This is a genomic window from Nguyenibacter sp. L1 (genome assembly GCF_035199985.1).
Classification (GTDB): Bacteria; Pseudomonadota; Alphaproteobacteria; order Acetobacterales; family Acetobacteraceae; genus Gluconacetobacter; species Gluconacetobacter vanlangensis.
Genome location: NZ_CP127015.1, coordinates 4,099,787 through 4,125,189, shown reverse-complemented (window position 1 = coordinate 4,125,189; position 25,403 = coordinate 4,099,787). Strand labels below are relative to the sequence as shown.

Below are 25,403 nucleotides of genomic sequence, written 5' to 3'. Positions count from 1 at the left end.
CGCGCCTCAGAGGCTGTGTGTCACAGCCCCTGCCTCTCATGCTTTGGGGCGCGGCTTGCGGGTGGCCCAGGCCGGGGCGGGACGACCCACATCGGCGCGCTTGCCCAGATAATCGCGGAAATCGGCAAAGGGGCGGACCCGCGCCGGATCGGGCCACGCCACCCCGGCCTCGGACGACAGGATGCAGGCGTCCATCAGGCCGCCTTCCTTGTATTTCTGCAGCGCGACCCCCAGTCCGCGCGCCATTTCCGGCAGTTGCCCCACCGGAAAGACCAGCATGCGCCGGTTCTGGCCCAGCACCACGACATGATCGCCCGATACCGCCAGGCAGATCCGCGCGCTTTCGGCATCCTTCAGGTTCAGCACCTGCTTGCCGGTGCGCTTTTCGGCGACCATGTCCTCGTCGCGCACCACCAGCCCGCGCCCGGCGCTGGACGCCAGCAGATGCCGCCCCCCCTCGCGCACCACGAAGATGTCGACCACGTCCTCGTCATTCGACAGATCCACCAGCAGGCGGATCGGCTGGCCGTCGCCCCGCCCGCGCGGCAGGTCGGCGGCGCGCAGGGTAAAGGCCCTGCCATCGGTCGCGAAGAAGCACAGGCGATCGGTGGAGTGGCACTCCACCGCCATGCGGAACCCGTCGCCTTCCTTGAATTTCTGCGCCGCCGCGTCGATGCCGTGCCCCTTCAGTGCCTTGACCCAGCCCTTGGCCGACAGGATCAGGGTCAGCGGCTCGCGCTCGACCGCCTCGGCCACCGACACGTCGATCGCACGCGGCGGCTCGGCCAGTTCGCTGCGCCGCGCGCCCAGCGCACCGCCGCCGAAGGATTTGCGGATCGCCTTCAACTCCTCGGTGATCCGCTTCCAGCGCAGCGCCTCGCTGTCCAGCAGCGCCAGCAGCTCCCCGCGCTCGGCCGTCAGCGCCGCATGCTCCTTGCGGATCTCCATCTCCTCCAGCCGGCGCAGGCTGCGCAGGCGCATGTTCAGGACGGATTCGGCCTGCAACTCGGTCAGCGTGAACGCGGCGATCAGCCCGGCCTTGGCGTCGTCCTCCTCGCGGATGATGCGAATGACCTCGTCCAGGTTCAGATAGACCGCCAGGAACCCGTCCAGGATCTCCAGCCGGCGATCCACCGCCTGCAGCCGGTGGCGGCTGCGCCGCTGCAGCACGTCGTGCCGATGGTCCAGCCAGGCCCGCAGCACCTCGCGCAGGCTGCGCACGCCGGGCACCCTGTCCGCGCCCAGCACATTCATGTTCAGCCCGAACCGGCTTTCCAGCGCGGTGGCGCGGAACAGCGTCTCCATCAGTACTTCGGGTTCGACGCCGCGCGATTTCGGCTCCAGCACCAGCCGGATATCCGTCGTGCTCTCATCGCGGATATCGCCCAGCAGCGGCAGCTTCTTCTGCTCCATCAGATCCGCGATCTGCTCGATCAGGCGGGATTTCTGCACCTGGTACGGGATTTCCGTCACCACGATCTGCCAGGTGCCGAACCGCCCCTGCTCGACCGACCAGCGGGCCCGGATGCGGATGCTGCCCCGTCCGGTCTCATAGGCCTGCAACAGGCTCGCCCGGTCCTCGACGATCAGGCCGCCGGTCGGGAAATCCGGACCCGGCATGTCTTCCATCAGTTCGGCCACCGTCGCGTCGGGCCGGCGGATCAGCGTCATCGCCGCGGCGCAGACCTCGCCGACATTATGGGGCGGAATGCTGGTCGCCATCCCCACCGCGATTCCCGCCGCGCCATTGGCCAGCAGGTTGGGAAACGCCGCCGGCAGGACCACCGGCTCCTGCTCTTCGCCGTCATAGGTCGGGCGGAAATCGACCGCGTCATCGTCGATTCCCTCCAGCAGCGCGCGGGCCACCTCGGTCATCCGCGCTTCGGTGTACCGCATCGCCGCGGCGTTATCGCCGTCGATCGACCCGAAATTGCCCTGGCCTTCGACCAGCGGGTACCGCACCGCGAAATCCTGCGCCAGCCGCACCAGGGCTTCATAGACCGACGCATCGCCGTGCGGATGGTATTTACCGATGACGTCGCCGACCACGCGGGCGCATTTCTTGAACCCCGCCGAGGGGTCCAGGCGCAATTGCCGCATCGCGTAGATCATCCGCCGATGCACCGGCTTCAGCCCGTCGCGCACATCGGGCAGCGAGCGCGACATGATGGTGGACATCGCATAGGCCAGGTACCGTTCGCTCAGCGCGTCGGCGAGCCGGGTTTCCTCGATATGGCCGCTGGTATCCACTGTCATGCGTTCCTCCTGTCGGGGGAACAGATAGAGAAAACACCGGATTTGTCCACTGCCGCGCCTGCTGCCATACTTGGCGCCGGCAAGCCGCGATCACGCCGTATCGGGCAGTTCCGCGACCATGTCCGCCAGCCGCAGCCGGGCGGGGGGCAGCGGACGATGGCGCTGGCCGAACGCGTCGCGCGCCAGGAAATGCCCGGTCAGACGCAGCCCGTCGCACCAGTCACGGTGCGTGCCGGGGTCCGATTCATCCAGAAAAAGCGGCGGCAGCCGCAGCAGGCGCGGCCGCCACGCCCCGGCCGCCGCGTCGCCGACCGCCCGCCCGGTGCGCGGCGAGACCCAGGCCAGGTCCTCCCGCCCGCCGCCCAGCGCACAGGCCGACAGATCCATGCCATAGCCCAGGTCGCTCAGCAGGCAGGCTTCCCACCGCAGCAGCGCGGCCATGCCGCTCCACCCCGCCAGGTCCGGATCCAGGCCGATCAGGCTGAAGAAACGGGTCAGAAGATGGAAGATGCGCGGATGGGGCTCGCGCTCCGGCAGGCTGCCATCCGCCACCGCGCAGGTCGAGGCCAGCATGGCCATCGCCAGCGGCGCCGTCATCAGCCGTGCGGCCGGGCCATGCACCAGTTCGCCCGACAGATTGCCCAGTTGGTCCGGCAGGCGCGCGCGCCACGCCGCGCGGATCAGGTTGCCGGGCTGCCACAGCGCCCGGCTGGCCCGCGCCGTGCCCCCGCGCGCCAGACCGTGGACCAGCCCGTATTCCTCGGTCAGCAGGTGGATGATGGCGCTGCTTTCGCCATAGGGCGCCGCGGACAGCACAAGGGCGGGTACCTCCCATTCCATCAGGAAGGCCCCGCCCCGTCCAGGCTCGATGATGCCGCGTCGATCAGACGCCGGCCGCCTTGGCGACCTCGGCCGCGAAGTCGTTCTCTTCCTTCTCGATGCCTTCGCCCAGTTGGAAGCGATCGAACGCCACCAGTTTGGCGCCGGCCTTCTCGACGATCTTGCGCACCCGGCTTTCGCCGTCATGCACCCACACCTGCTCCAGCAGGACCACTTCCTCGTAGAACTTGCGGATGCGGCCCTCGACCATCTTCTCGATGATCGCCTCGGGCTTGCCCGACGCACGGGCCTGCTCGATCAGGACGGCGCGCTCGCGCTCCAGCGACGCCGGATCGACGCTGTCGATATCCAGCGCGGCCGGACGGGTCGCGGCGACATGCATGCCGACCTGGCGGCCCAGAATCTCCAGCGCCTCGTTGCCCGACGGGGCCTCGATCGCGGCCAGAACGCCGATCTTGCCCAGGCCCGGACGCACGGCCGAATGGATGTAGCTGGCCACGACGCCCGACGGCACGCTCAGCACGCGCGCGCGGCGGATCGACATGTTCTCGCCGATCGTGGCGATCAGGTGGGTCAGCTCGTCGGCGACCGTGCGGCCGCTCTCCAGCACCACGGCCTTGATCTTCTCCAGGTCCTCGCCGGCGGTCAGCGCGGCCTTGGCCACGGCCTCGACGAAATTCTGGAAGCTCTCGTTACGGGCGACGAAGTCGGTCTCGGCATTCACCTCGACCATCGCGGCGACGCACTCGGACGACGCGACGCCGACCAGGCCCTCGGCCGTCACGCGGCCGGACTTCTTCGCCGCGGCGGCCAGGCCCTTCTTGCGCAGCCAGTCGATCGCGCCCTCGATCTCGCCGCCGGCCTCGTTCAGGGCCTTCTTGCAGTCCATCATGCCGGCGCCGGTCTTCTCGCGAAGTTCCTTCACCAGGGCTGCGGTAATCTCCGCCATATCCGTCTCTCCTCAAGGCAGGCGCGCCCTGCCGGACCGGCAGGACGCGCGCTTGCGTCTGTCATCATGCCGGTTCCCCCCGCTGGCCGCCGATGCCGCACGGGCGAAACCCCTCATACTCCAGCCCGCCCGGTGCCGCACGCGCGGGAAGCGCCTGCATGTCCCGTCAGCGAACGGACACGGCAAGCATTATCCGAACGGCCCGCCGGTCCGGGAGATTCTTCGATGAATCGTCCCGCCGGGTGGCTCCCGGCGTCAGACCGCCTGGGCCTCGGCGGCGTCGGCCTCGGCCACGGTGTCGATCGGCAGTTCCTCGGCCGCGCCGAAATCCTGGCCCGACGCGCCCAGCTCGGCCGAAATGCCGTCCAGGACCGCGCCCGACACCAGCTCGCAATACAGCGCGATGGCGCGGATGGCGTCGTCATTGCCCGGGATCGGGAAGGTCACGCCGCGCGGGTCGGAATTGCTGTCCAGCACCGCCACGACCGGAATGCCCAGCTTGTTGGCTTCCTCGACCGCCAGCTTCTCCTTGTTCGTGTCGATGACGAACAGGATATCCGGCAGGCCGCCCATTTCCTTGATGCCGCCCAGCGAGCGTTCCAGCTTCTCGCGGTTGCGGGTGATGTCCAGGATTTCCTTCTTCGTCAGGCCCTGGGTATCGCCGGCCAGCATGTCGTCGATCTGGCGCAGGCGCTTGATCGAACCGGTGATGGTCTTCCAGTTCGTCAGCATGCCGCCCAGCCAGCGATGGTTGACGTAGTACTGGCCGCAACGCTTCGCGGCATCGGCGATCTGGTCCGCCGCGGCGCGCTTGGTGCCGACGAACAGCACGCGGCCGCCGCCGGCCACGGTGTCGCGAATCGCCTTCAGCGCACGGTCCAGCATCGGCACCGTCTGCTGCAGGTCGATGATGTGCACCTGGTTGCGCACGCCGAACAGGAACGGCGCCATGCGCGGGTTCCAGCGGCGGGTGTGGTGTCCGAAATGCACGCCGGCTTCCAATAGCTGGCGCATCGTGAAATCGGGCATAGCCATGATCGGCCAAATCCTTGCTCTTCTGGTTGGTCCTCCGCGAAGCGCCGGTCCCGCGCGGGACACCAGAGGCATTGCTTCGCGTGCGAATTGCCGGCCGAACCGGCCGACGGGCGTCGATATGACGATTTTTCCCACGCAATGCAAGCGCCCGCCGGCCGAAAACCGCCAACACAAGGCGCCCGGAGGTCCCTGGGCCGGCCGGCTAGCCCTGCTCGACCTTCTCCACGCCGGGCACGGCGCGAATCATCTGCGCCATGCGCGGCGTCACCCGGTACGCGCCCCCCAGGCGCACTTCGACATCCCGCGTCTCGGCCACCGAGGGCAGCAGGATCACCTTGCCGCGTCCCCCCTTCTCGTCGGAGAGGATGGAATGGATCGGGCCGATCGCCTCCTCGCGGTCGAACCAGATGCGCAGTTCCGCCGCCGCGTCCGCCGCCGCCTGCTCCAGCGACACGACGTCGCTGGCGGTGATGCGCAGCGCGTCGCCATCCAGGCGCAGCTCGGCGCTGACCAGCACGGCGGTCCCGGCGGTCAGGACGTCGCGGGTGCGCGACAGCACTTCGGAAAACAGCGTGACTTCGCACCCGCCGCTGGCATCCGACAGGCGCACCCAGGCCATCTTGCTGCCGGTGCGGGTCGGGCGCTCCTTGCGGTCGATCACGCAGCCGGCGACCTTCACCCGCGTCAGCCCGGCCTGGGCCGCGGCTTCCAGCCCGCTGGCCCGCACCACTCCCAGCCGGCGCATTAACAGCCCGTACGAATCCAGTGGATGCGCCGTCATGTGAAAGCCGATCGCCTCGGCCTCCATGCTCAGCCGCTCGAATTCCGGCCAGTCCGCCACCTCCGGCAGGCGCAGCGGCTCGGGCGACGCGTTCCCGCCGCCGCCGAACAGCCCGATCTGCCCGCTGGCCGCCTCCTGGGCCTGGGCATTGGCGCGGCGCAGCACGGTTTCGGCCGCAGCCGCCACCAGGGCGCGGTTGGGCACGACCCGGTCGAAAGCCCCTGCCTTGGCCAGGTTCTCGATCTGCATCTTGTTCAACTGCCTGGGGTCGACCCGCGCCGCCAGGTCCGCCAGGTCGGCGAACGGCCGCCGCCCCCGCGCGGCCACCAGCGCCTCCATCGCCGCGAAGCCGACCTTCTTCACCGCCGCCAGGGCATAGCGGATGCCCAGCCGTCCATCCTCCAGCCGCTCGACGGTGAAATCGGCGCCCGACAGATTGATGTCGGGCGGCAGCACCGGAATGCCCAGCCGCTCGGCCTCCTGCCGCAGGGCCGCAAGCTTGTCGGTCTTTTCCCGCGCCAGCGACATGCAGGCCGCAAGAAACGGCACCGGATGGTTCGCCTTCATCCAGGCCGTCTGGTACGACACCAGGGCATAGGCCGCCGCGTGGGATTTGTTGAACCCGTAATCGGCGAATTTCGCCATCAGATCGAAGACCTCGATCGCCTTGTCGCGATCGATGCCGCGCCCCACCGCGCCCTCGGTGAAGATCTCGCGCTGCTTGTCCATCTCGGCGCGGATCTTCTTGCCCATCGCACGGCGCAACAGGTCGGCCCCGCCCAGGCTGTAGCCCGCCATCTTCTGGGCGATCTGCATCACCTGCTCCTGGTAGACCATGATGCCATAGGTCTCTTCCAGGATCGAACGGATCTCCTCGTGCGGCGGCTCCCACGCCTCGCCGTGCTTGCGGCGGCAATAATCGGGAATGTTCGCCATCGGCCCCGGGCGATACAGCGCCACCGCGGCGATCAGGTCCTCCAGCCGGGTGGGGCGCATCTGCTTCAGGACGTCGCGCATCCCCGCCCCTTCGAACTGGAACACCCCGCCGGTGTCGCCCCGCGCCAGCATCTCGTACGTCAGCGGATCGTCCAGCGGCAGCGCCGACAGGTCCACCGTCTCGCCCAGGCCCTTCAGGAACTGCACTGCCCGTTGCAGGATCGTCAGCGTCGTCAGGCCCAGGAAGTCGAACTTCACCAGCCCCGCCTGCTCGACGAACTTCATGTTGTACTGGGTGACCAGCATGTCACTCTTCGGATCGCGATAGAGCGGCACCAGCTCGACCAGTTGCCGGTCCCCGATCACCACGCCGGCGGCATGGGTGCTGGCATGGCGATACAGGCCCTCCAGTTGCAGGCCGATCTCCAGCAGCCGGCGGATCGCCTCGTCCGCGTCGCGCATCTCCTGCAGGCGCGGCTCGCCCTCGATCGCCTGCTTCAGGGTCACCGGCTTGGCCGGGTTGTTCGGGATCAGCTCGGCGACCTTGTTGACCATGCCGAACGGCAGTCCCAGCACGCGCCCCACGTCGCGCACGGCCGCCCGGGCCTGCAATTTTCCGAAGGTGATGATCTGCGCCACCCGGTCGGGGCCATATTCGCTCCGCACATAGCGGATCACCTCGTCACGCCGGTCCTGGCAGAAATCGATGTCGAAATCCGGCATCGACACGCGCTCGGGGTTCAGGAAGCGCTCGAACAGCAGGTTGAAGGGAATCGGATCGATATCGGTGATCGTCAGCGCCCAGGCCGCCAGCGATCCGGCGCCCGAGCCGCGCCCGGGCCCCACCGGGATGTCGTGCGCCTTCGCCCACTGGATGAAGTCCGCGACGATCATGAAATAGCCGGGGAACCCCATCTTCGCGATGATATCCAGCTCGAAGGTCAACCGCTCGCGATAGGCGCGGCGCGTTTCCTCATCCAGCGTCATGCGCTCCAGGCGCCGCGCCAGCCCGTCGGCCGCCATGGCGCGCAGCGTCTCTTCCTCGGTCGATCCCGGCTGCACCTTGGGACAGACCGGCAGCAGCGGCTTGCGCGTCTCCACCCGCACGGCACAGCGCCGGGCGATCGCCAGCGTGTTGTCGCAGGCTTCCGGCAGGTCGGCGAACAGCTCGCGCATCATCGCCGGGGTCTTGAACCAGTGTTCCGGCGTCACCCGCCAGCGATCACGCTCGGCCATCGTGCGGCCCTGGGCGATGCACAGCAGCGCGTCATGCGCCTCGTACAGGTCGGGGCGGGGAAAGAAACATTCGTTGGTCGCCACCAGCGGCAGGCCCAACTGGTCGGCCAGATGGATCACCCCGGGTTCCACCGCCCGCTCGACCGGCAGCCCGTGGCGATGCAGTTCGACCGCCAGCCGGTCGCCGAAGGCGCCCTGCAATTGTTCAAGGAAACGCCGCGCCTCGTCCTCCTGCCCGTCGGCCAGCATGCGAAACAGCGGCCCGCGCGTCCCGCCGGTCAGCAGCATCAGCCCTTCGGAGCGCGCACACAGCAGCTCGGGCGACACCATGGGCTCGGCGGCATCCCCCTGCAGGAACCCTTGCGAGGACAGATATTGCAGGTTCGCAAGCCCGATCTCGTCCTGCGCCAGCAGGACCACCGGCTCGGCCGGCAGGCCGGGCTTGTCCGCCCGCGGCGGCAGGCCGACCTGGCAGCCGATGATCGGCTGCACCCCCTTGCCCGAGCAATATTGCGAGAATTCCAGCGCGCCGAACAGATTGCCGGTATCGGTGATGGCCACCGCCGGCATGCGCATCTCCTGCGCCAGTCCGGCCAGTTCGGCGACGCGAATCGCCCCCTGGCTGAGCGAGTAGGCGGAATGGACGCGAAGATGGACGAAATCGGCGTGCGACATGCCGCAAGCCTACCCCATCCTCTGCCCCGGCGGTATCACCCCCCGCCGGGAAAGCGTATCCCCCGGAACGCCTGCCCTGGCCCGCTTCCCCTGACCCGCTGGCCCGGCTGCTTCAGTGACGGGCCAGTTCCACCAGCCTGCCCTCGCGCAGCGTCACCACCCGGTCCATCCGCGCGGCCAGCGCGTCGTTGTGGGTGGCGATCAGCGCCGCGACGCCCTCGCCCCGCACCATGCGCAGCAATTCGTCGAACACGGTGTCCGCGGTATGGACGTCCAGATTTCCCGTCGGCTCGTCCGCCAGCAGGATGCCCGGCCGGTTCGCCAGCGCCCGGGCGATGGCCACGCGCTGCTTCTCGCCGCCCGACAGCCGCCCCGGCAGATGCTCCAGCCGATGCCCCAGCCCGAAGGCGCCCAGCAGCGAATCGGCCCGCGCCCGCGCGTCGGCGCGCGGCACGCCGGCGATCAGTTGCGGCAGGATCACGTTTTCCCGGGCGGTGAACTCCGCCAGCAGATGATGGAACTGATAGACGAATCCGATGCGCCGGCGGCGGATCGCCGTGCGCTCCAGGTCGCCCAGCCGCCCCGCATCCTGGCCGCCGACCACGACCTGCCCCCGGTCGGGCGACTCCAGCAGCCCGGCCAGGTGCAGCAATGTCGACTTGCCGGTCCCCGACGGCGCCACCAGGGCCACGATCTCGCCGGCGCGCAGGGCCAGGTCCACGCCCTGCAGCACGTCCAGCACCTCGTCCCCACTGCGAAAGGTCCGCCAGACGCCCGACAGCACCAGCGGCGTCACAGCCTCACTCATGACGCAGCGCCTCCACCGGATCGGTCCGCGCCGCGCGCCAGGACGGGTACAGCGTCGCCAGCAGCGACAGGCTCAGCGCCATGACGATCACCTCGACCACCTGCGACCAGATCAGCTTCTCCGGCAGGTGCTCCAGGTAATAGACCGTGGGATTGAACAGGTTCGTCCCAGTCAGCGACTGCAGGAACTGCCGGATCCGCTCGATGTTCAGGCAGAACACGATGCCCAGCACGGTGCCGATTACCGTCCCCGTCACCCCCACCGAGGCGCCGCACATCAGGAAGATGCGCATGATCGCCCCCCGGCTGGCCCCGATGGTGCGCAGCACGGCGATATCGGCCGTCTTGTCCTTCACCATCATGATCAGCGACGAAATCACGTTGAAGGCCGCCACCAGCACGATCAGGGTCAGGATCAGGAACATCACGTTCTGCTCCACCGTCACCGCGCCGAAGAACGCATTGTTGGTCTGCGTCCAGTCCAGCACGCGGATCCGGCTGTCGCCCACCGCGCGCTCGATCGCCGCGCGCACCGGCTGGACGTTGGTGGCGTCGCGGGTCATCACCTGGATCTGCGTCACCTGGTCGGGCATCTGGAAATAGACCTGCGCGGCCGGCAGCGGCAGAAAGACATACGAACTGTTATAATCGTTCATTCCGGCGTCGAAGATCGCCACCACGTGATACGCCCTGATCCGCGGCATGGTGCCGAACGGCGTGGCCGCTCCGTTGGGCGAAATCAGCGTCAGCCGCGACCCGACCGACAGGCCGGCCCGTTCGGCCAGGGTCACGCCGATGATGATCGCGTCATTGCCGTCGAACCCGTCCAGCGACCCCGCGACCAGCGAATCGCTGACCTCGTGCAGGTCGCGCAGGCCCGCGCGGGTCATGCCGCGCACCATCCCCCCCGTATTGTAGCTGCCGGCGCTCAGCAGCACCTGCCCCTCGATCAGCGGCGTGGCGGCCGTCACGCCCGGCACGTGCCGCACGGTGGCGGCCAGGTCGTCGTAATTCCCGATCGAGCGGCTGACGCTGAACAGGCTCATATCCCCGTTCAACCCCAGGATACGGCCCATCAGATCGGCCTTGAACCCGTTCATCACCGCCATGACGATGATCAGGGTCGCCACCCCCAGGGCAATCCCGACCAGCGAGAAGATGGCGATGACCGACACGAACCGCTCGCCCTTGCGGGCGCGCAGATAGCGCCCGGCCACCGCGCGCTCGAATGGACCGAACATGATCAGGCCCCGATCACCCGCGCCAGCGCCTCGTCCACCGGCAATTCGAACCGTTCGCCGTCGGCGCGGCGCTTCAGTTCCACCTTGCCGTCCTTGGCGCCGCGCGGGCCCACGATGATCTGCCAGGGATGGCCCATCAGGTCGGCATCGGCGAATTTCACCCCCGCGCGCTCGGCACGATCGTCATACAGGAACCGGTCCGGCGCCGCGCGGTACAATTGCTCGCACAGCGCGTCGCACCCCGCGTCCCCCGGTTTCAGGTTCAGGATCGCAGCACGGAACGGCGCCACGCTCTCCGGCCAGATGATGCCGTTATCGTCATGGCTGGCCTCGATGATCGCGGCGACCAGGCGCGACACGCCGATGCCGTACGACCCCATTTCCGGGTGCAGCGGCGCGCCGTCCGGCCCGCTGACCGCGATATCCATCGACCCGGTATATTTGCGGCCGAAATGAAAGATATGCCCCACCTCGATGCCGCGCCCCTCGCGCCGGCGCTCGGCGGGCACGCCGGCCCAGGCGGCCTCGTCATGCTTCTCGTCGGTGGCGGCATAGAAAGAGGTCATGCGGCTGAAGAACGCCGCCAGCGAATCGCGGTCGGCGATGTCCACCGGCTCGGACAGCCAGTCCTGCTCCTCGAACGCCCCGTCGAAGAACACGCCGCTTTCGCCGGTCGGCGCCAGGATCAGGAATTCATGGCTCAGCTCGCCGCCGATCGGGCCGGTATCGGCCACCATCGGGATCGCCTTTACCCCCAGGCGCTGGAAGGTGCGCAGATAGGCCAGCATCATCCGCCGATAGGTATCGACCGCCGAATCGTAATCGGCGTCGAAGCTGTAGGCATCCTTCATCAGGAATTCACGCCCGCGCATCACCCCGAATCGCGGCCGCACCTCGTCGCGGAACTTCCACTGGATATGGTACAGCACCTGCGGCAGTTCGCGGTACGACTTCACCACCTGGCCGAACAGGTCGGTGATCATTTCCTCATTGGTCGGCCCGTACAGCAATTCGCGCTCGTGCCTATCCTGGATGCGCAGCATCTCGGGACCATAGGCATCGTAGCGGTCCGACCGCCGCCACAATTCCGCCGGCTGGATGGTGGGCATCAGCAATTCCTGCGCGCCGATCGCATCCTGCTCCTCGCGCACGATCTGGCCGATATTGCGCAGCACGCGCAAGCCGGCCGGCAGCCACGCATAGATCCCGGCCGCCGTCTGGCGAATCAGCCCGGCCCGCAGCATCAGGCGGTGCGAGATGACCTGCGCCTCGGCAGGATTCTCCTTGAGAGTCGGCAGGAAGCCGCGGGACAGACGCATACCGATATCAACCTCGAAAAACCGGCCACCGGCCGGGCGGATCGTGGAAAGGTAAGACGAATACGCCAGAACCCGCCATTCCGCCACGGGCCGCGCACACGGGCGCGCAAACAGGCGCATAAAACGAACAACGAAGTGTGAAGCCCATCTCCGCGCCAACCCGTTCAACAAAGGCGTGAGGCAGGTGACAGGCCCGAACGGGGCTCCTACAGTCCCCGCTGTCTGATCCGGTCGTCACAGGCACCGGGTTTAGGGAAGGAAAAAACGTCCGGGAACGGCAGGAGGCGCCATGCACCTCCTGCCGTAATCCTTTCAGCCCCCCGCTTTCAGCTCCCCGACAGACACGCCGGCCTGTCAGATGCGCCGGCTTGCACCACGACCGCTCAGACGCGCAGCAGATGCACGTCCACCAGCGGCCGCTTCTGCAGCTTGCGCCCCAGCGCGCGGCGCAGCGCGGTCTTCGCCGCCTCGCGGAAGGTCGTATCGTCCTGGCGCAGCTCGTCGGGAATCTCGTCCAGCGCGTCGCCGAACTCCTCGGTCATGCGCACGGTCTCGGTGATCCTCGGGGTCCAGCAGGCCCGGCGCGCTCACCTTCGGATCGCCGATCAGATAGCCCTCGTCATCCACCGCGAAACTGCCGATGACCATGCCGTTGAACAGCATGCGCCGGCGCGCCGCCAGCACCCCGCCATTCATCGGCAACAGCCGTCCGCCATCCAGCACCAGCCGGCCGGTCTGCGCGGTATCGACCACTTCGACCACACCCGGGGACAGGTTCAGGATGTCGCCGTCTTCCAGCAGGATCGGCGACACGCCCTTCTCCCGCGCGATCGCGGCGTTGGCCGTCAGGTGGCGCCATTCGCCATGCACCGGCACGGCAAAGCGCGGCCGCACCAGGTCGAACAGGCGGCGCACGTCGCCGCCCGTCGCATGGCCCGACACATGCACCAGATGGTCGCGGTCGGTCAGCACCCGCACGCCCCGGCGGGTCAGGTTATCCTGCACCTGCATGACCGCCTGCTCGTTCCCCGGGATCATGCGGCTGCTGTAGATCACGGTATCCCCCTCGCCCAGCGAGATATTGGGATGCGTGTCGCCCGCGATACGCGACAGGGCCGAACGCGGCTCGCCCTGGCTGCCGGTGATGATCATCACCACCTCGTCGTCCGGCAGCGTGTGCGCCTCCTGCTCGGACAGGAAGGGCGGCACATCGGCCAGATAGCCGCATTCCCGCGCCGCCACGTCCAGGTTGCGCAGCGACCGTCCCACGATCACCACCGAACGGCCGGCGGCCTGCGCCGCCTTGGCGATGGTTTCCACCCGCGCCACGTTGCTGGCGAAGCAGGTCACCGCGACCCGCCCGCGCAACGACCCGATCAGATCGGTCATGCCGCGCCGCACATCGGATTCCGACGCCGACGGGCCCTCGGTCATCACGTTGGTGCTGTCGCAGACCAGGGCCAGCACGCCCTCGTTGCCTACCGCCTCCAGCGCCGCCACGTCGGTCGGCGGCCCGACCATCGGGTTGGGGTCGAACTTCCAGTCGCCGGTATGCACCACATTGCCGTGCGGGGTCCGCAGCACCAGCGCCTGCGCCTCGGGCACCGAATGGGTCACCGGGATGAAGCGCAGGTCGAACGGCCCGACCGTGAAGGCGCCGCCGGGGGCGATGGTGACGATCTTCACATGATGCTGCAGATGCGCCTCGCCCAGCTTGCGGCGCAGCACGGCGGCGGCGAACGGGGTGGCATAAACCGGGCAGTTCAGGCGCGGCCACAGATGAGCCACCGCCCCCAGATGGTCCTCATGCGCATGGGTGATCACCAGCCCGGCCAGATCCGTCTTGCGCTCGACGATAAAGGCCGGGTCCGGCATCAGGATCTCGGCCTCGGGCGTATCGTTGCCGCTGAAACCGATCCCGCAATCCACCGCCAGCCATGTGGTCCCCAGGCGATAGAGGTTGAAATTCATACCGATCTCGCCCGTTCCGCCCAGGGGCAGAAAGGCCAGACCATCCGTCACGTCCTGCATACTCGATCCTTCAGTCTTCCAGTCGCTCTCAACATCTGGGCCCTATGGCCCGAACCCGTCGCGGACATCGCCCATGTCCGCCTGACCATGCCGCCCCCAGGGAAACGCCTCCAGAAAGGCGCCCTCAGGGGCATGCCTCCGTCGGAGGCGATCCCACGTCCGGCCGGCGCCAGACCCGGTCGGAGCCGGACAATCCATGTCCGCTCGACGACCGGCCCGCCCCATGGCCGTCCAAAACCCTCGGACGCGCAGCGCGTCCCATTGCAACAACCGTCCGGCCGGCCGCCGGTTCAATCCCCGTCCGCCGCCCGACGCGCACCGTCCCGTGTCCCGCTTGTCCCCGGCGCCGCGGCGCTGGGCTCCAGCAGCAGGATCTCGCCGGTGGAAATCCGTCTCTGCCCGCCGGCACAGCGCAACAGAAGCATCCCCTGCGCGTCCAGGCCGTCGAACGAACCTTCTACCTGCCCGCTTTCCCCGCGTACCACAAGCCCGGTGCCCACCGGATGCGCGCGCGCCAGCCATGCCGCGCGCACCGGCTCAAAGCCTCCGTCGCCGCAGACCGCCATCCACGCATCCAGTTCGCGGCAGATCGCGCGCGCCACGTTCTCGGGCGCGGGGGGTGGGCCGAAATCGGCCACGCAGGCCAGTTCGCGCCCCGGCACGACCGGGGCGGCACGCAGATTGGCGCCGAAACCGATCACCATCCAGCGCCCCGACCGACCCTCGCCGCTTTCGATCAGGATGCCGGCCATCTTGCGCCCACCCAGCAGCAGGTCGTTCGGCCATTTCAGGCGCAGCAGCGCCGGATCGCGGATCCAGGGTGCGATGGCCCCATGAAATGCCAGCCCGGCGATAAAGGGCCACAACCCGACCGGCCACGCCGCAATGCCCTCCGGCCGCAACAGGACCGAAAAGGCCAGGTTGCCGCCCGGATCCTGCCATTCGCGTCCCCGGCTGCCGCGCCCCCGCGTCTGCCGCCTGGCCAGCACGGCCAGCCCCGCCGCCTCGCCCCGCGCGGCACGCGCCAGGCACAGATCCGACGTCGAATCCAATGAATCATGGATCTCCAGCCGCCACGCCGTCCCGCCGGACGGCGCGGGCGGCCGGGGCAAGCCGGCCGCCGTCACCTGAACAGGGCCAGGGCCGCCGCCTGCGCCGCACTCGAAACCGGTCCCCATACCAGCAGGAAGCAGACCGTCGCCACTCCCATCCCCACCGACAGGAAGGACAGCGACAGCGGCCGCCGGTCGAAGGACGGCGCGCCATCCTCGAAGAACATCACCTTGACCACGCGAACATAATAATAGGCCCCGATCACGCTGCTGACCACACCGGCCAACACCAGGACATGGAGATGGGCGTTCAGCGCGGCATAGAACACCATCATCTTGCCGAAAAATCCGGCCAGCGGCGGCAGCCCCGCCATGCTGAGCATGAAGATCGCCATGGCCATCGCCAGGCCCGGGTCCGTCCGGCCCAGGCCGGACAGGTCGGAAATCGCGGTCAGGCCGCGCCCCTTGCGCTGCATGGCGACGATCACGGCAAAGGCGCCGACATTCATCAGCAGGTAGGTGGCCAGATAGACCAGCGTTCCGCGCATCCCCTCGGGCGTGCCGGCGCACAGCCCCATCAGCGCATATCCCATATGGCCGATCGACGAATAGGCCATCAGCCGCTTGATGTCCTTCTGCGGAATCGCCGCGACCGCGCCGAACAGCATCGACAGGATCGCGATCGCCTCGACCAGCATCCGCCATTGCGGCGCCACATGGCCGAACGGCCCGGCCATCACCCGCAGCAGCAGCGCGAACGCCGCGAATTTCGGCGCGCCCGCCATGAACGCCGTCACCGAGGTCGGCGCCCCCTGATAGACGTCGGGCGTCCACATGTGGAACGGCACCGCCGACAATTTGAAGGTCAGGCCCGCCAGCATGAACACGATGCCGAACATCAGCCCCAGCGGCACCGCGCCCTCGGCGCCCAGCGCCTGCTGGATGGCGCCGTATTCCATGGTCCCGGCAAAGCCATAGACCAGCGCCGAGCCATAGAGCAGCAGGCCCGACGCCAGCGACCCCAGCACGAAATATTTCAGCCCGGCTTCGGCCCCCGCCACCTCGTCCCGCGCGAAGGCGCACAGGATGTAGATCGCCAGCGACGACAATTCCAGCCCGATGAACAGGGTCATCAGGTTGCCCGAGGACGCCATCATCATGGTGCCCAGGGTCGAGAACAGCAGCAGCACCGGAAATTCGAACCGCTCGACCTTCATCGCGCGCGCATGGCCCACCGTCAGCATGGTGGCCAGCGCCCCGCCCGCCAGGCTCAGGATCTTCATGAAGCGGGCGAAGTCGTCATTGACGAAGATATGGTTGTATCCCACCCCGTCCGGCGTGGTCAGGACCAGGAACCCCGTCACCACGAAGGACGCGATCGTCAGCATCGCGCAGGACAGGAAAGGCTGCGCCTTCGTCTGCACCACGCCGAAGACCAGGATCGCAAGGCCGCAGCACGCCAGGACGATTTCCGGCAGAGCAAGTGTCCAGTTCATCGCTTACACCCGTTTCCCGGAGATCAGTGGATAATCAGCAGGGTCGAGACCAGCACCACCAGCCCGATCAGCATCGTGAACGCGTAGATGGCGATCGACCCGGTCTGCGTGCGCACCGCCTGCGCCGCGGTGCCGGCGGTCACGCGCGCCAGCCCGGCGGGTATGGCCTCGATCACCCCTTCATCCGCGCCCTTCCACAACAGGCGCGCCAGCGCCTGATAGGGCCGGATGAAGATGCGGTCATATAATTCGTCGAAATACCATTTGTTCAGCAGGAACAGGTACAGCGGCCGCATGCCGCGCGCCAGGCCGGCCGGGATCGCCGGACGGGCCACATAGCACAGATAGGCCACGGCAATCCCCGCGATCCCCGCGATGCTGGGCACCAGCGCGATCAGTTCCGGCGTCTGCTCCAGGGTCGCGATCACCGTGTCGCCCGGCGCGTTCACGATCGCCCCGGCCCAGAAATCCGCCTGCCCGGCCCCGACATAATGCGGCGCCAGCAGCAGGCCGGCCAGCGCGGCCCCCAGCCCCAGCAGCACCAGCGGCAGCGTCATCGATAGCGGGCTTTCATGCGCGCCCTCGTAGAGATGCGCATCGCGCGGCGTACCGTGAAAGACCAGGAACAACAGCCGCCAGCTATACAGCGCCGTCAGGAAGGCCGTGATGCAGCCCAGCACCCAGCCATAGAAGCCCAGGCCGCTATGCGCCATCCAGGCCGCTTCCAGGATCGCGTCCTTCGACCAGTAGCCGGCGAAGGGGAAAATCCCCGCCAGCGCCAGGCTGCCCGCCCACATCGCGCCATAGGTCAGCGGAATCTTCTTCCACAGCCCGCCCATGCGGAACATGTCCTGCTCGTCATGCACGGCATGGATGACCGATCCCGCTCCCAGGAACAGCAGCGCCTTGAAGAAGGCATGCGTCGTCAGATGGAACATCGACGCCTGATAGGCCCCGACCCCGGCCGCCATGAACATATAGCCCAGTTGCGAGCAGGTCGAATAGGCGATGGTCCGCTTGATGTCCGGCTGCACCAGCCCGACGGTGGCGGCGAAGAAGCAGGTCGTCGCCCCGATGAACAGGATGAAATCCTTGGTATAGGGCGCGAATTCCACCAGCGGCGACATGCGCGCCATCAGGAACACCCCGGCGGTGACCATGGTCGCCGCATGGATCAGCGCGGAAACCGGCGTCGGGCCTTCCATCGCGTCCGGCAGCCAGGTGTGCAGGAACAATTGTGCCGACTTGCCCATGGCTCCGATGAACAGCAGCGTGCAGATCACCTCATAGACCCGATGGGTGCCGAACAGGTGATAGACGTCGTCGCCATGCGCCGGCACCAGGGCGAAGATATTGTCGTAGGTGACGGAACCGAATTCCACGAACAGCAGGGCCACCCCTACCAGGAAGAACAGGTCGGCCACGCGATTGACCACAAACGCCTTGATCGCCGCGTCGTTCGCGCTGGGCCGGTCGTACCAGTATCCGATCAGCAGATAGCTGGCCAACCCCACCCCTTCCCAGCCGAAGAACAGCTGGATCAGGTCGTTGGACGTCACCAGCATCAGCATGGCGAAGGTGAACAGCGACAGGTACGAGAAGAAGCGATAGGTCGGGACCTTCTCGTGCCCCATGTAGCCGGTGCTGTAGATATGCACCAAGGCCGACACGCAGCCGACCATCGCCACCATCGACAGCGACAGCGTATCCATCCGCAGCGTCCAGGCGGCATGGAAATTGCCCGCGCGGATCCAATCGGCCAGGGACACCACGGCGGGCGTGCCGCCGGCATGCAGCGCGGCGTACAGCGCGCCGATGCCGCAGCCCGCCGACACGACCATCAGCACGGTGGTCAGGGCCTGCGCGATCCTGTCGCCCGTCACCCGGCCGAACAGGCCCGCGACGGCCGAACCGAACAGCGGGGCAAGAACCGCGATCTCGAAAAGGTTGGATGCCGTTTCCATGATCCGCTCACCCCTTCATCATGCTGATGTCTTCGACCTCGATCGATCCGCGATTGCGGAAATAGACCGTTACGATCGCCAGCCCGATCGCCGATTCCGCCGCCGCGATGGTCAGGACGAACAGGGTGAAGACTTGCCCGGACAGATCGCCGAGCGCCGAGGAAAACGCGACGAAATTCAGGTTCGCCGACAGCAGGATCAACTCGATCGACATCAGGATGATGATGACGTTCTTGCGGTTCAGGAAAATCCCGAACACGCCCAGAACCAGCAGGACGGCACTGACCGCCAGATACGGCCCGATGCCGATGCTTCCCAAACCGCCGTTCACCGCGCCGCTCCTTCCTGGTCCGCAGCGCCTTCGGCCCGCGTCGCCGCCTCCGGCGCGATCTCGTCCGTCACGCCGTACGATCCGGGGACGGAGGCAATGAAATAGGACTCCTTCGGCCGCAGGAATCCCCCGTTGCCGATCACCCCTCCGCCCAGCGGCAGGGCCATCATCTCCAGCGATTCCGTCGCGGTGCGCGCATGCTGGCGCTCGATATTCTGCCGCCGCCCCATCGGCCGCTCGCGCAGGGTCAGCACGATCGCCCCGATCATCGCGACCAGCAGCACCAGCCCGCAGGCCTGGAACAGGAAGACATAGTGCGTGTAAAGCACGTCACCCAGCGCGGCCGTGTTGCTCCGCCCCGGCGCCGGCACCAGATGGCCGATCGCGCCGATCTGCGACGCGACCCGCCAATGGCCGAAGGCCAGCACCAGCTCCGCCAGCAGCACTCCGCCCACCGCGGCCCCGAACGGTGCATAACGCTGCAGCCCCTCGCGCATTTCGGTGAAGCGCACATCCAGCATCATGACGACGAACAGGAACAGCACCGCCACCGCGCCGACATAGACGATGACCAGGATCATCGCCAGAAACTCGGCCCCCGCGACCAGGAACAGCCCCGCGGCGTTGAAGAAGGCCAGGATCAGGAACAGCACCGAATGGACCGGGTTGCGGGCGCTGACCACCATCCCGGCCGACAGGACCAGCACCGTCGCAAATACATAGAAGACGATTTGGGTCATCATCCGTGACCTTCCTGCCGCATGGCTCTTTCCTCCTGCCGCCGCCGCGCGCCGCGCCGTCCCGCCGGGACCGGCACGATCGCCGGGCCGGACCTCTCAGCGATAAGGCGCATCGAGCTCCAGCCGCCGCGCCAGCACGCTTTCCCAGCGATCGCCGTTGGCCAGCAGCTTTTCCTTGTTGTACATCAGCTCTTCGCGCGTCTCGGTCGCGAATTCATAGTTCGGGCCTTCGACGATCGCATCGACGGGGCACGCTTCCTCGCACAGCCCGCAATAGATGCATTTCGTCATGTCGATGTCATAGCGCGTGGTGCGCCGCGACCCGTCCTCGCGCGGCTCGGCCTCGATCGTGATCGCCTCGGCGGGGCAGGTCGCCTCGCACAATTTGCAGGCGATGCACCGCTCCTCGCCGTTCGGATAGCGGCGCAGCGCATGCTCGCCGCGAAAGCGCGGCGACAGCGGCCCCTTTTCATAAGGGTAGTTGATCGTGGCCTTGGGCTTGAAGAACGCCTTCAAGGTCGCCCCCATGCCGGCCACCAGCTCGGCCAGCAGGAAGGAGCGGACAGTCCGGTCCAGATATCCCATCAGCTCGCTCCTCCCTGGGGCAGCAGCCCGGTCGCCATCAGGAAGCCTGCCGTCAGCACCATCCAGACCAGCGAGAACGGAAGGAACACCTTCCATCCCAGCCGCATCAACTGGTCATAGCGGTAGCGCGGAAACGTCGCGCGCACCCAGATGAAGACGAATAGGCAGAACAGGATTTTCGCGATCAGCCACAGCGGCCCCGGAATCCAGGTAAAGGGCGCGATCCCGACCGGCGGCAGCCAGCCGCCCAGGAACAGGATGCTGACCATTCCCGACATCAGGAACATGTTGGCATATTCGCCCAGGAAGAAGAGACCGAAGGCCAGCGCCGAATATTCGACGAAGAACCCGGCCACCAGCTCGCTCTCGCCTTCGGGCAGGTCGAACGGCGCGCGATTGGTTTCCGCCAGCGCCGAGATGAAGAAGACGATGAACATCGGAAACATCGGCAGGCAGAACCAGACATGCCGCTGCGCCAGCACGATGTCGTTCAAATTCAGGCTGCCGACCGCCAGCAGCACCGACACGATCACCAGCCCGATCGACACTTCGTACGACACCATCTGCGCGGCCGAGCGCAGCCCGCCCAGGAAGGCGTATTTGGAATTCGACGCCCACCCCGCGATCAGGATGCCGTAGACCCCCAGCGAGGAAATCGCCAGCAGGTACAGCACGGCCACATTGATGTTCGCGACCGCCCAGCCATTGTTGGTGGGAATGACCGCCCAGGCCACCATGGCCAGCGAAAAGGTCAGGAAGGGCGCGAACAGAAACAGAAACCGGTTGGCGCCCGCCGGTATGACCGTCTCCTTGGTGATCATCTTGATCGCGTCGGCAAAGGCCTGCAGCATGCCGAACGGACCGTTCACGTTCGGCCCCTTGCGCAGTTGCATCGCCGCCATCACCTTGCGCTCGGCCAGGGTCAGATACGCCACCCCCAGCAGCAGCGGCACCAGAACGGCCAGCGCCTCCAGTACGGTCAGGATCACCTGGCCGATCAGTGTGTGCAGAAAGAAATGCGCCACGTCGCCCTACTCCGCCGCCTCGATCCCGGGTTGGATCCCGGCATGGACATAGATCCGCGAACATTCGCCCATCGTCGGGCTGGCCCGACAGATCGGATTGGTCTGGTAATAATCGTCGAATATCGGGCGGAACGGCGCGCCCGATACGCCCCGCGCCTCGCCCGCCGGACCGCCCAGGCCCGTGACGTCCACCGCCTCGACACCGCCGATCACGCGGAAGACCGGATTGGCCAGCGCCATCCGCTCGCGCAGCGCCTCCAGCGTGTCATAGGGCAGAGTCTTGCCCACCACTTCGGAAAATGCCCGCAGAATCCGCCAATCTTCCCGCGCGTCGCCCGGCGGCATCACCGCGCGGAACGTGCGCTGCACGCGCCCCTCGGTATTCACGTACGTGCCGGATTTCTCGGCGAAACTCGCCCCCGGCAGAATCACGTCGGCCCGCGCCGCCGCCGCATCGCCATGATGGCCCTGATAGATCACGAAGGTCTCCGGCCCGATCCGCGCGGTATGGAACTCGTCCGCCCCCAGCAGCCACAGCACGTCGACCCCGCCGCTCATCATGCCCGCGGCGCTGCGCCCGCCCGGCCCGGGCACCAGGCCCAGATCCAGCCCCGCCACGCGGCCGGCCGCGTGATGCAGCACGTTGAACCCGTTCCACCCGGCGCCGACCGCGCCGACCTCCCGCGCCAGCGCCCAGCACGCCGCCTGGATCGCGCGCGCATCGTCGCGCACCAGCGCGCCGTGGCCCAGAATGATCATCGGCCGCTTCGCCGCCTTCAGCGTCCCGGCAAACGGATGGCTGCCATCCAGCAGGCCCGCCAGCACGGCGGGCCCGTCGCCCAGCACCTGCGCCTGATAGGTCGGATCGGCCGTCGGCACGCCGATCATGCCGATCGGAAATCCCCCGCGCCCGGCTGCCAGGAAGCGCTTGCGGATCCGCGCGTTCAGCACCGGCGCCTCCTGCCGCGGGATCGACCCCACGATCAGCAGCGCGTCCGCCTCCTCGATCCCGGCGATGGTGCTGCCGAACGTGTAATAGGCCCGGCTGGACAGATCGTACTCCGCCCCATCCTGCCGGCAATCGATATTCTTCGACCCCAGCGCCGTCAGCAGGTCCTTCAGCGCCATCATGCTTTCGGCGTCGCACAGATCGCCGGCAATGGCGCCGATCCGCTCGCCCGCCACGCCGTCCAGCCGGCGGCCGATGGCCACGAACGCGTCCTGCCAGGATACGGGCTGCAACTTGCCGTGCACCCGCACCCACGGCCGGTCCAGCCGGCGATGCTTCAGCCCGTCGACCGAAAACCGCCCCTTGTCCGCCAGCCATTCCTCGTTCACCGCGTCATTGACGCGCGGCACGATGCGCAGCACCGCGCTGCCGCGGACATGCAGGCCGATATTGGTGCCGACCGCGTCGGACACGTCGATGGAATCGGTGCGCTTCAACTCCCACGGCCGCGCCACGAAGGCATAGGGCTTGGACGTCAGCGCCCCCACCGGGCAGATATCGATCAGGTTGCCCGACAATTCCGATGTCAGCGCCTTCTCGACATAGTTGGTGATTTCCATGTTTTCGCCGCGCGACACGGCGCCCAGTTCCGGCACGCCGGCAATCTCGGTCGCGAAGCGCACGCAGCGCGTGCACTGGATGCAGCGCGTCATCACCGTCTTGACCAGCGGGCCGAGATATTTGTCCGTCACCGCCCGCTTGGCTTCCTGGTAGCGCGAATGATCCGCGCCATAGCCGAACGCCTGGTCCTGCAGGTCGCATTCGCCGCCCTGGTCGCAGATCGGACAATCCAGCGGATGGTTGATCAGCAGGAACTCCATCACCGCGCGCCGCGCCTTGCGCACGATGTCGGTGTCGGTCAGGATTTCCATCCCCTCCGCCACCGGAAACCCGCAGGACGCCACGGGCTTGGGCGCACGCACCACCTGCACCAGGCACATGCGGCAATTGCCCGCGACCGACAGCCGCTCATGAAAACAGAAACGCGGGATTTCCTTGCCCGCCGCCTCGCACGCCTGCAGCGCGCTGGACCCGTTGGGGACCTCGACCTGGATCCCGTCGACGGTAACCTTCACCATCGCCCCTACTCCGCCGCCACCGGAATGCGTGCCTGCGCCGGCACCTGCGTGATCCGCCCGCCATGGGCTGCCTTGTAGGCCCGGATCCGCTCCTCCATCACCGGGCGGAAATGGCGGATCAGACCCTGGATCGGCCACGCCGCCGCATCGCCCAGGGCGCAGATCGTGTGCCCCTCGACCTGGCGCGTCACCTGCTCCAGCATATCGATCTCGTCGATCTCGGCCCGCCCCTCGACCATGCGCTGCATCACCCGCATCATCCAGCCTGTGCCCTCGCGGCACGGCGTGCACTGGCCGCAGCTCTCATGCTTGAAGAATTGCGAAAACCGGGCGATGGCGCGGACGATGTCGGTCGATTTGTCCATGACGATCATGCAGGCCGTGCCCAGCCCCGACCGCTCGGCGCGCAGGCTGTCATAATCCATCAGCACGGTTTCGCAGACCGATGCCGGCAGCACCGGCACCGAACAGCCGCCCGGAATCACCGCCAGCAGATTGTCCCATCCGCCGCGCACCCCGCCGCCATGTTTCTCGATGATCTCCTTCAGCGGCACGCCCAATTCCTCTTCGAACACGCAGGGCGTATTCACATGGCCCGAAATGGCCATCAGTTTGGTGCCGGCGTTGTTCGGCCGGCCCAGCGAGGAAAACCACGTCGCCCCGCGCCGCAGGATCGTCGACGCCACGGCGATGCTCTCGACATTGTTCACCGTGGTCGGACAGCCATACAGGCCCATCGCCGCCGGGAATGGCGGCTTCATGCGCGGCTGGCCCTTCTTGCCCTCCAGGCTCTCCAGCAGCGCCGTCTCCTCGCCGCAGATATAGGCCCCGGCCCCGCGATGGATGTGGAAATCGAAATCCCAGCCCGATCCGGCCGCATTCCTGCCGATCAGCCCGGCCGCATAGGCCTCGTCGATCGCCATCTGCAGATGCCGCGCCTCGTTGTAGAACTCGCCGCGAATATAGATATAGGCCGTGTGCGCCCCCATCGCGAAGGACGCGATCAGCGCGCTTTCGATCAGCTTGTGCGGCTCATGGCGCAGGATCTCGCGATCCTTGCAGGTCCCGGGCTCGGACTCGTCGCCATTGATGACCAGGTAATGCGGCCGCCCGTCCGAAGCCTTGGGCATGAACGACCATTTCACGCCGGTCGGAAATCCCGCCCCGCCCCGCCCGCGCAGGCCCGACGCCTTCATCTCATTGACGATCGCATCGCGCCCGCGCGCCAGGATCTCGGCCGTATTGTCCCAGTCCCCGCGCTGGCGGGCGCCGGCCAGGCGCCAATCAAGCTGGCCGTACAGGTTGGTGAAGATCCGGTCCTTGTCCTGCAGCATCCCCGTCTCTCCCGCTCAGCCCAGATTCGCCGGATGGTCCGCCGCGCGGTCCGCGGGACTGTCCGTCAGCGTCTTGCGTCCACCCGCGGGCGCCGAGCCCATGCGGTCGATGCGCGGGCCCGGCGCGGGGCGCTCCCCACGCCGCAGCGCCTCGATCAGTTCGATCGTGCGCGGCCCGTCCAGATCTTCGTAATAATCGTCATCCACCTGCAGGATCGGCGCGTTGGCACACGCCCCCAGGCATTCGACCTCGGTCAGGGTGAACAGCCCGTCCGCGCTGGACTGGCCGAAGGCCGAAATGCCGGTCGCCTCCTTGCAGGCCGCGACCACCTCATCCGACCCGCGCAGCCAGCACGAGGTCGTGGTACAGACCTGCAGATGATGGCGCCCGATCGGCCGGGTATTGAACATCAGGTAGAAGGTCGCGACCTCATAGACGCGGATCGGCGCGACCTCCAGCCGGCGGGCGATCTCGTCCATCGCCGCGCGCGGCACCCAGGCGCTGCCGGTCTGCCGGCCCATCTGCTTCTGCGCGACATACAGCAGCGGCAGCGTGCCGCTGGCCTTCCGCTCGGCCGGATATTTCGCCAGGATCGCCGCGATCTGCGCCTCGCTCTCGGCATCGAAGGCGAAGCTGTCGGGCTGCGCGATCTGGTCAATGGGGGAATGAGCGGACATCTCT

Annotated in this window: 18 protein-coding genes and 1 pseudogene; all 19 read right to left on the bottom strand. The window is 67.5% G+C overall.

Going from position 1 to position 25,403, the window contains the following annotated elements; all coding sequences use genetic code 11:
- Nucleotides 1–36: 36 nt before the first annotated feature.
- Nucleotides 37–2,256 carry a DNA topoisomerase IV subunit A gene (parC, locus tag QN315_RS18710; RefSeq protein WP_323990870.1) on the bottom strand — a complete coding sequence of 740 codons (2,220 nt, stop codon included), beginning with the start codon at nucleotides 2,254–2,256 and terminating at the stop codon, nucleotides 37–39.
- Between the two features lie 90 nt (nucleotides 2,257–2,346).
- Nucleotides 2,347–3,096 carry a DNA repair protein RecO gene (gene recO / locus QN315_RS18705; RefSeq protein ID WP_323990869.1) on the bottom strand — a complete coding sequence of 250 codons (750 nt, stop codon included), beginning with the start codon at nucleotides 3,094–3,096 and terminating at the stop codon, nucleotides 2,347–2,349.
- A gap of 43 nt (nucleotides 3,097–3,139) precedes the next feature.
- Nucleotides 3,140–4,045 (bottom strand): translation elongation factor Ts, encoded by a 906-nt coding sequence (gene tsf, locus QN315_RS18700; RefSeq protein WP_323990868.1) that lies wholly within the window; start codon nucleotides 4,043–4,045, stop codon nucleotides 3,140–3,142.
- Nucleotides 4,046–4,300: 255 nt separating this feature from the next.
- A complete protein-coding gene (rpsB, locus tag QN315_RS18695) occupies nucleotides 4,301–5,080 on the bottom strand; it encodes a 30S ribosomal protein S2 (RefSeq protein WP_176640776.1) in 780 nt (259 codons plus the stop codon).
- A 202-nt stretch (nucleotides 5,081–5,282) separates the two neighbouring features.
- On the bottom strand, nucleotides 5,283–8,708 hold the full coding sequence (gene dnaE / locus QN315_RS18690) for a DNA polymerase III subunit alpha (RefSeq protein WP_323990867.1): 3,426 nt from the start codon (nucleotides 8,706–8,708) through the stop codon (nucleotides 5,283–5,285).
- A 112-nt stretch (nucleotides 8,709–8,820) separates the two neighbouring features.
- A complete protein-coding gene (locus QN315_RS18685) occupies nucleotides 8,821–9,516 on the bottom strand; it encodes an ABC transporter ATP-binding protein (protein ID WP_323990866.1) in 696 nt (231 codons plus the stop codon).
- Nucleotides 9,509–10,756, bottom strand: a complete 1,248-nt coding sequence (locus QN315_RS18680) for a lipoprotein-releasing ABC transporter permease subunit (protein ID WP_176639539.1) — start codon at nucleotides 10,754–10,756, stop codon at nucleotides 9,509–9,511. The genes QN315_RS18685 and QN315_RS18680 overlap by 8 nt, the downstream gene beginning before the upstream one ends.
- A 2-nt stretch (nucleotides 10,757–10,758) precedes the next feature.
- Nucleotides 10,759–12,075 (bottom strand): proline--tRNA ligase, encoded by a 1,317-nt coding sequence (gene proS, locus QN315_RS18675; RefSeq protein WP_176639540.1) that lies wholly within the window; start codon nucleotides 12,073–12,075, stop codon nucleotides 10,759–10,761.
- 383 nt (nucleotides 12,076–12,458) lie between these two features.
- Nucleotides 12,459–14,106: pseudogene (locus QN315_RS18670) on the bottom strand (ribonuclease J).
- Between the two features lie 290 nt (nucleotides 14,107–14,396).
- Nucleotides 14,397–15,218 (bottom strand): biotin--[acetyl-CoA-carboxylase] ligase, encoded by an 822-nt coding sequence (locus tag QN315_RS18665; RefSeq protein ID WP_323990865.1) that lies wholly within the window; start codon nucleotides 15,216–15,218, stop codon nucleotides 14,397–14,399.
- Nucleotides 15,219–15,229: 11 nt separating this feature from the next.
- The gene (nuoN, locus tag QN315_RS18660; RefSeq protein WP_323990864.1) at nucleotides 15,230–16,654 is read right to left on the bottom strand and encodes an NADH-quinone oxidoreductase subunit NuoN; all 1,425 of its coding nucleotides are present in this window, start codon (nucleotides 16,652–16,654) and stop codon (nucleotides 15,230–15,232) included.
- 23 nt (nucleotides 16,655–16,677) lie between these two features.
- The gene (gene nuoL / locus QN315_RS18655) at nucleotides 16,678–18,618 is read right to left on the bottom strand and encodes an NADH-quinone oxidoreductase subunit L (protein ID WP_323990863.1); all 1,941 of its coding nucleotides are present in this window, start codon (nucleotides 18,616–18,618) and stop codon (nucleotides 16,678–16,680) included.
- 7 nt (nucleotides 18,619–18,625) lie between these two features.
- The gene (gene nuoK / locus QN315_RS18650) at nucleotides 18,626–18,949 is read right to left on the bottom strand and encodes an NADH-quinone oxidoreductase subunit NuoK (protein WP_323990862.1); all 324 of its coding nucleotides are present in this window, start codon (nucleotides 18,947–18,949) and stop codon (nucleotides 18,626–18,628) included.
- Nucleotides 18,946–19,692 (bottom strand): NADH-quinone oxidoreductase subunit J, encoded by a 747-nt coding sequence (locus QN315_RS18645; RefSeq protein WP_323990861.1) that lies wholly within the window; start codon nucleotides 19,690–19,692, stop codon nucleotides 18,946–18,948. The genes nuoK and QN315_RS18645 overlap by 4 nt, the downstream gene beginning before the upstream one ends.
- Before the next feature lie 93 nt (nucleotides 19,693–19,785).
- Entirely contained in the window at nucleotides 19,786–20,274 is a 489-nt protein-coding gene (nuoI, locus tag QN315_RS18640; RefSeq protein WP_176639867.1) for an NADH-quinone oxidoreductase subunit NuoI, read from the bottom strand.
- A complete protein-coding gene (gene nuoH / locus QN315_RS18635) occupies nucleotides 20,274–21,299 on the bottom strand; it encodes an NADH-quinone oxidoreductase subunit NuoH (protein WP_323990860.1) in 1,026 nt (341 codons plus the stop codon). The genes nuoI and nuoH overlap by 1 nt, the downstream gene beginning before the upstream one ends.
- 6 nt (nucleotides 21,300–21,305) lie before the next feature.
- The gene (nuoG, locus tag QN315_RS18630) at nucleotides 21,306–23,387 is read right to left on the bottom strand and encodes an NADH-quinone oxidoreductase subunit NuoG (RefSeq protein ID WP_323990859.1); all 2,082 of its coding nucleotides are present in this window, start codon (nucleotides 23,385–23,387) and stop codon (nucleotides 21,306–21,308) included.
- Between the two features lie 5 nt (nucleotides 23,388–23,392).
- Nucleotides 23,393–24,721, bottom strand: coding sequence for an NADH-quinone oxidoreductase subunit NuoF (gene nuoF, locus QN315_RS18625; RefSeq protein ID WP_176639212.1), 1,329 nt, complete (start codon nucleotides 24,719–24,721; stop codon nucleotides 23,393–23,395).
- 15 nt (nucleotides 24,722–24,736) lie between these two features.
- The gene (locus QN315_RS18620) at nucleotides 24,737–25,399 is read right to left on the bottom strand and encodes an NAD(P)H-dependent oxidoreductase subunit E (RefSeq protein ID WP_323990858.1); all 663 of its coding nucleotides are present in this window, start codon (nucleotides 25,397–25,399) and stop codon (nucleotides 24,737–24,739) included.
- Between the last annotated feature and the right edge of the window lie 4 nt (nucleotides 25,400–25,403).

Bases quoted from the DNA above. Each gene is read 5' to 3' on its own strand.
- nuoF (WP_176639212.1), bottom strand. From the start codon at position 24,721: ATGCTGCAGGACAAGGACCGGATCTTCACCAACCTGTACGGCCAGCTT.
- QN315_RS18645 (WP_323990861.1), bottom strand. From the start codon at position 19,692: ATGATGACCCAAATCGTCTTCTATGTATTTGCGACGGTGCTGGTCCTG.
- proS (WP_176639540.1), bottom strand. From the start codon at position 12,075: ATGCGTCTGTCCCGCGGCTTCCTGCCGACTCTCAAGGAGAATCCTGCC.
- dnaE (WP_323990867.1), bottom strand. From the start codon at position 8,708: ATGTCGCACGCCGATTTCGTCCATCTTCGCGTCCATTCCGCCTACTCG.
- rpsB (WP_176640776.1), bottom strand. From the start codon at position 5,080: ATGGCTATGCCCGATTTCACGATGCGCCAGCTATTGGAAGCCGGCGTG.
- QN315_RS18680 (WP_176639539.1), bottom strand. From the start codon at position 10,756: ATGTTCGGTCCATTCGAGCGCGCGGTGGCCGGGCGCTATCTGCGCGCC.
- nuoG (WP_323990859.1), bottom strand. From the start codon at position 23,387: ATGGTGAAGGTTACCGTCGACGGGATCCAGGTCGAGGTCCCCAACGGG.
- nuoI (WP_176639867.1), bottom strand. From the start codon at position 20,274: ATGGGATATCTGGACCGGACTGTCCGCTCCTTCCTGCTGGCCGAGCTG.
- recO (WP_323990869.1), bottom strand. From the start codon at position 3,096: ATGGAATGGGAGGTACCCGCCCTTGTGCTGTCCGCGGCGCCCTATGGC.
- QN315_RS18685 (WP_323990866.1), bottom strand. From the start codon at position 9,516: ATGAGTGAGGCTGTGACGCCGCTGGTGCTGTCGGGCGTCTGGCGGACC.
- nuoL (WP_323990863.1), bottom strand. From the start codon at position 18,618: ATGGAAACGGCATCCAACCTTTTCGAGATCGCGGTTCTTGCCCCGCTG.
- tsf (WP_323990868.1), bottom strand. From the start codon at position 4,045: ATGGCGGAGATTACCGCAGCCCTGGTGAAGGAACTTCGCGAGAAGACC.
- parC (WP_323990870.1), bottom strand. From the start codon at position 2,256: ATGACAGTGGATACCAGCGGCCATATCGAGGAAACCCGGCTCGCCGAC.
- QN315_RS18620 (WP_323990858.1), bottom strand. From the start codon at position 25,399: ATGTCCGCTCATTCCCCCATTGACCAGATCGCGCAGCCCGACAGCTTC.
- nuoN (WP_323990864.1), bottom strand. From the start codon at position 16,654: ATGAACTGGACACTTGCTCTGCCGGAAATCGTCCTGGCGTGCTGCGGC.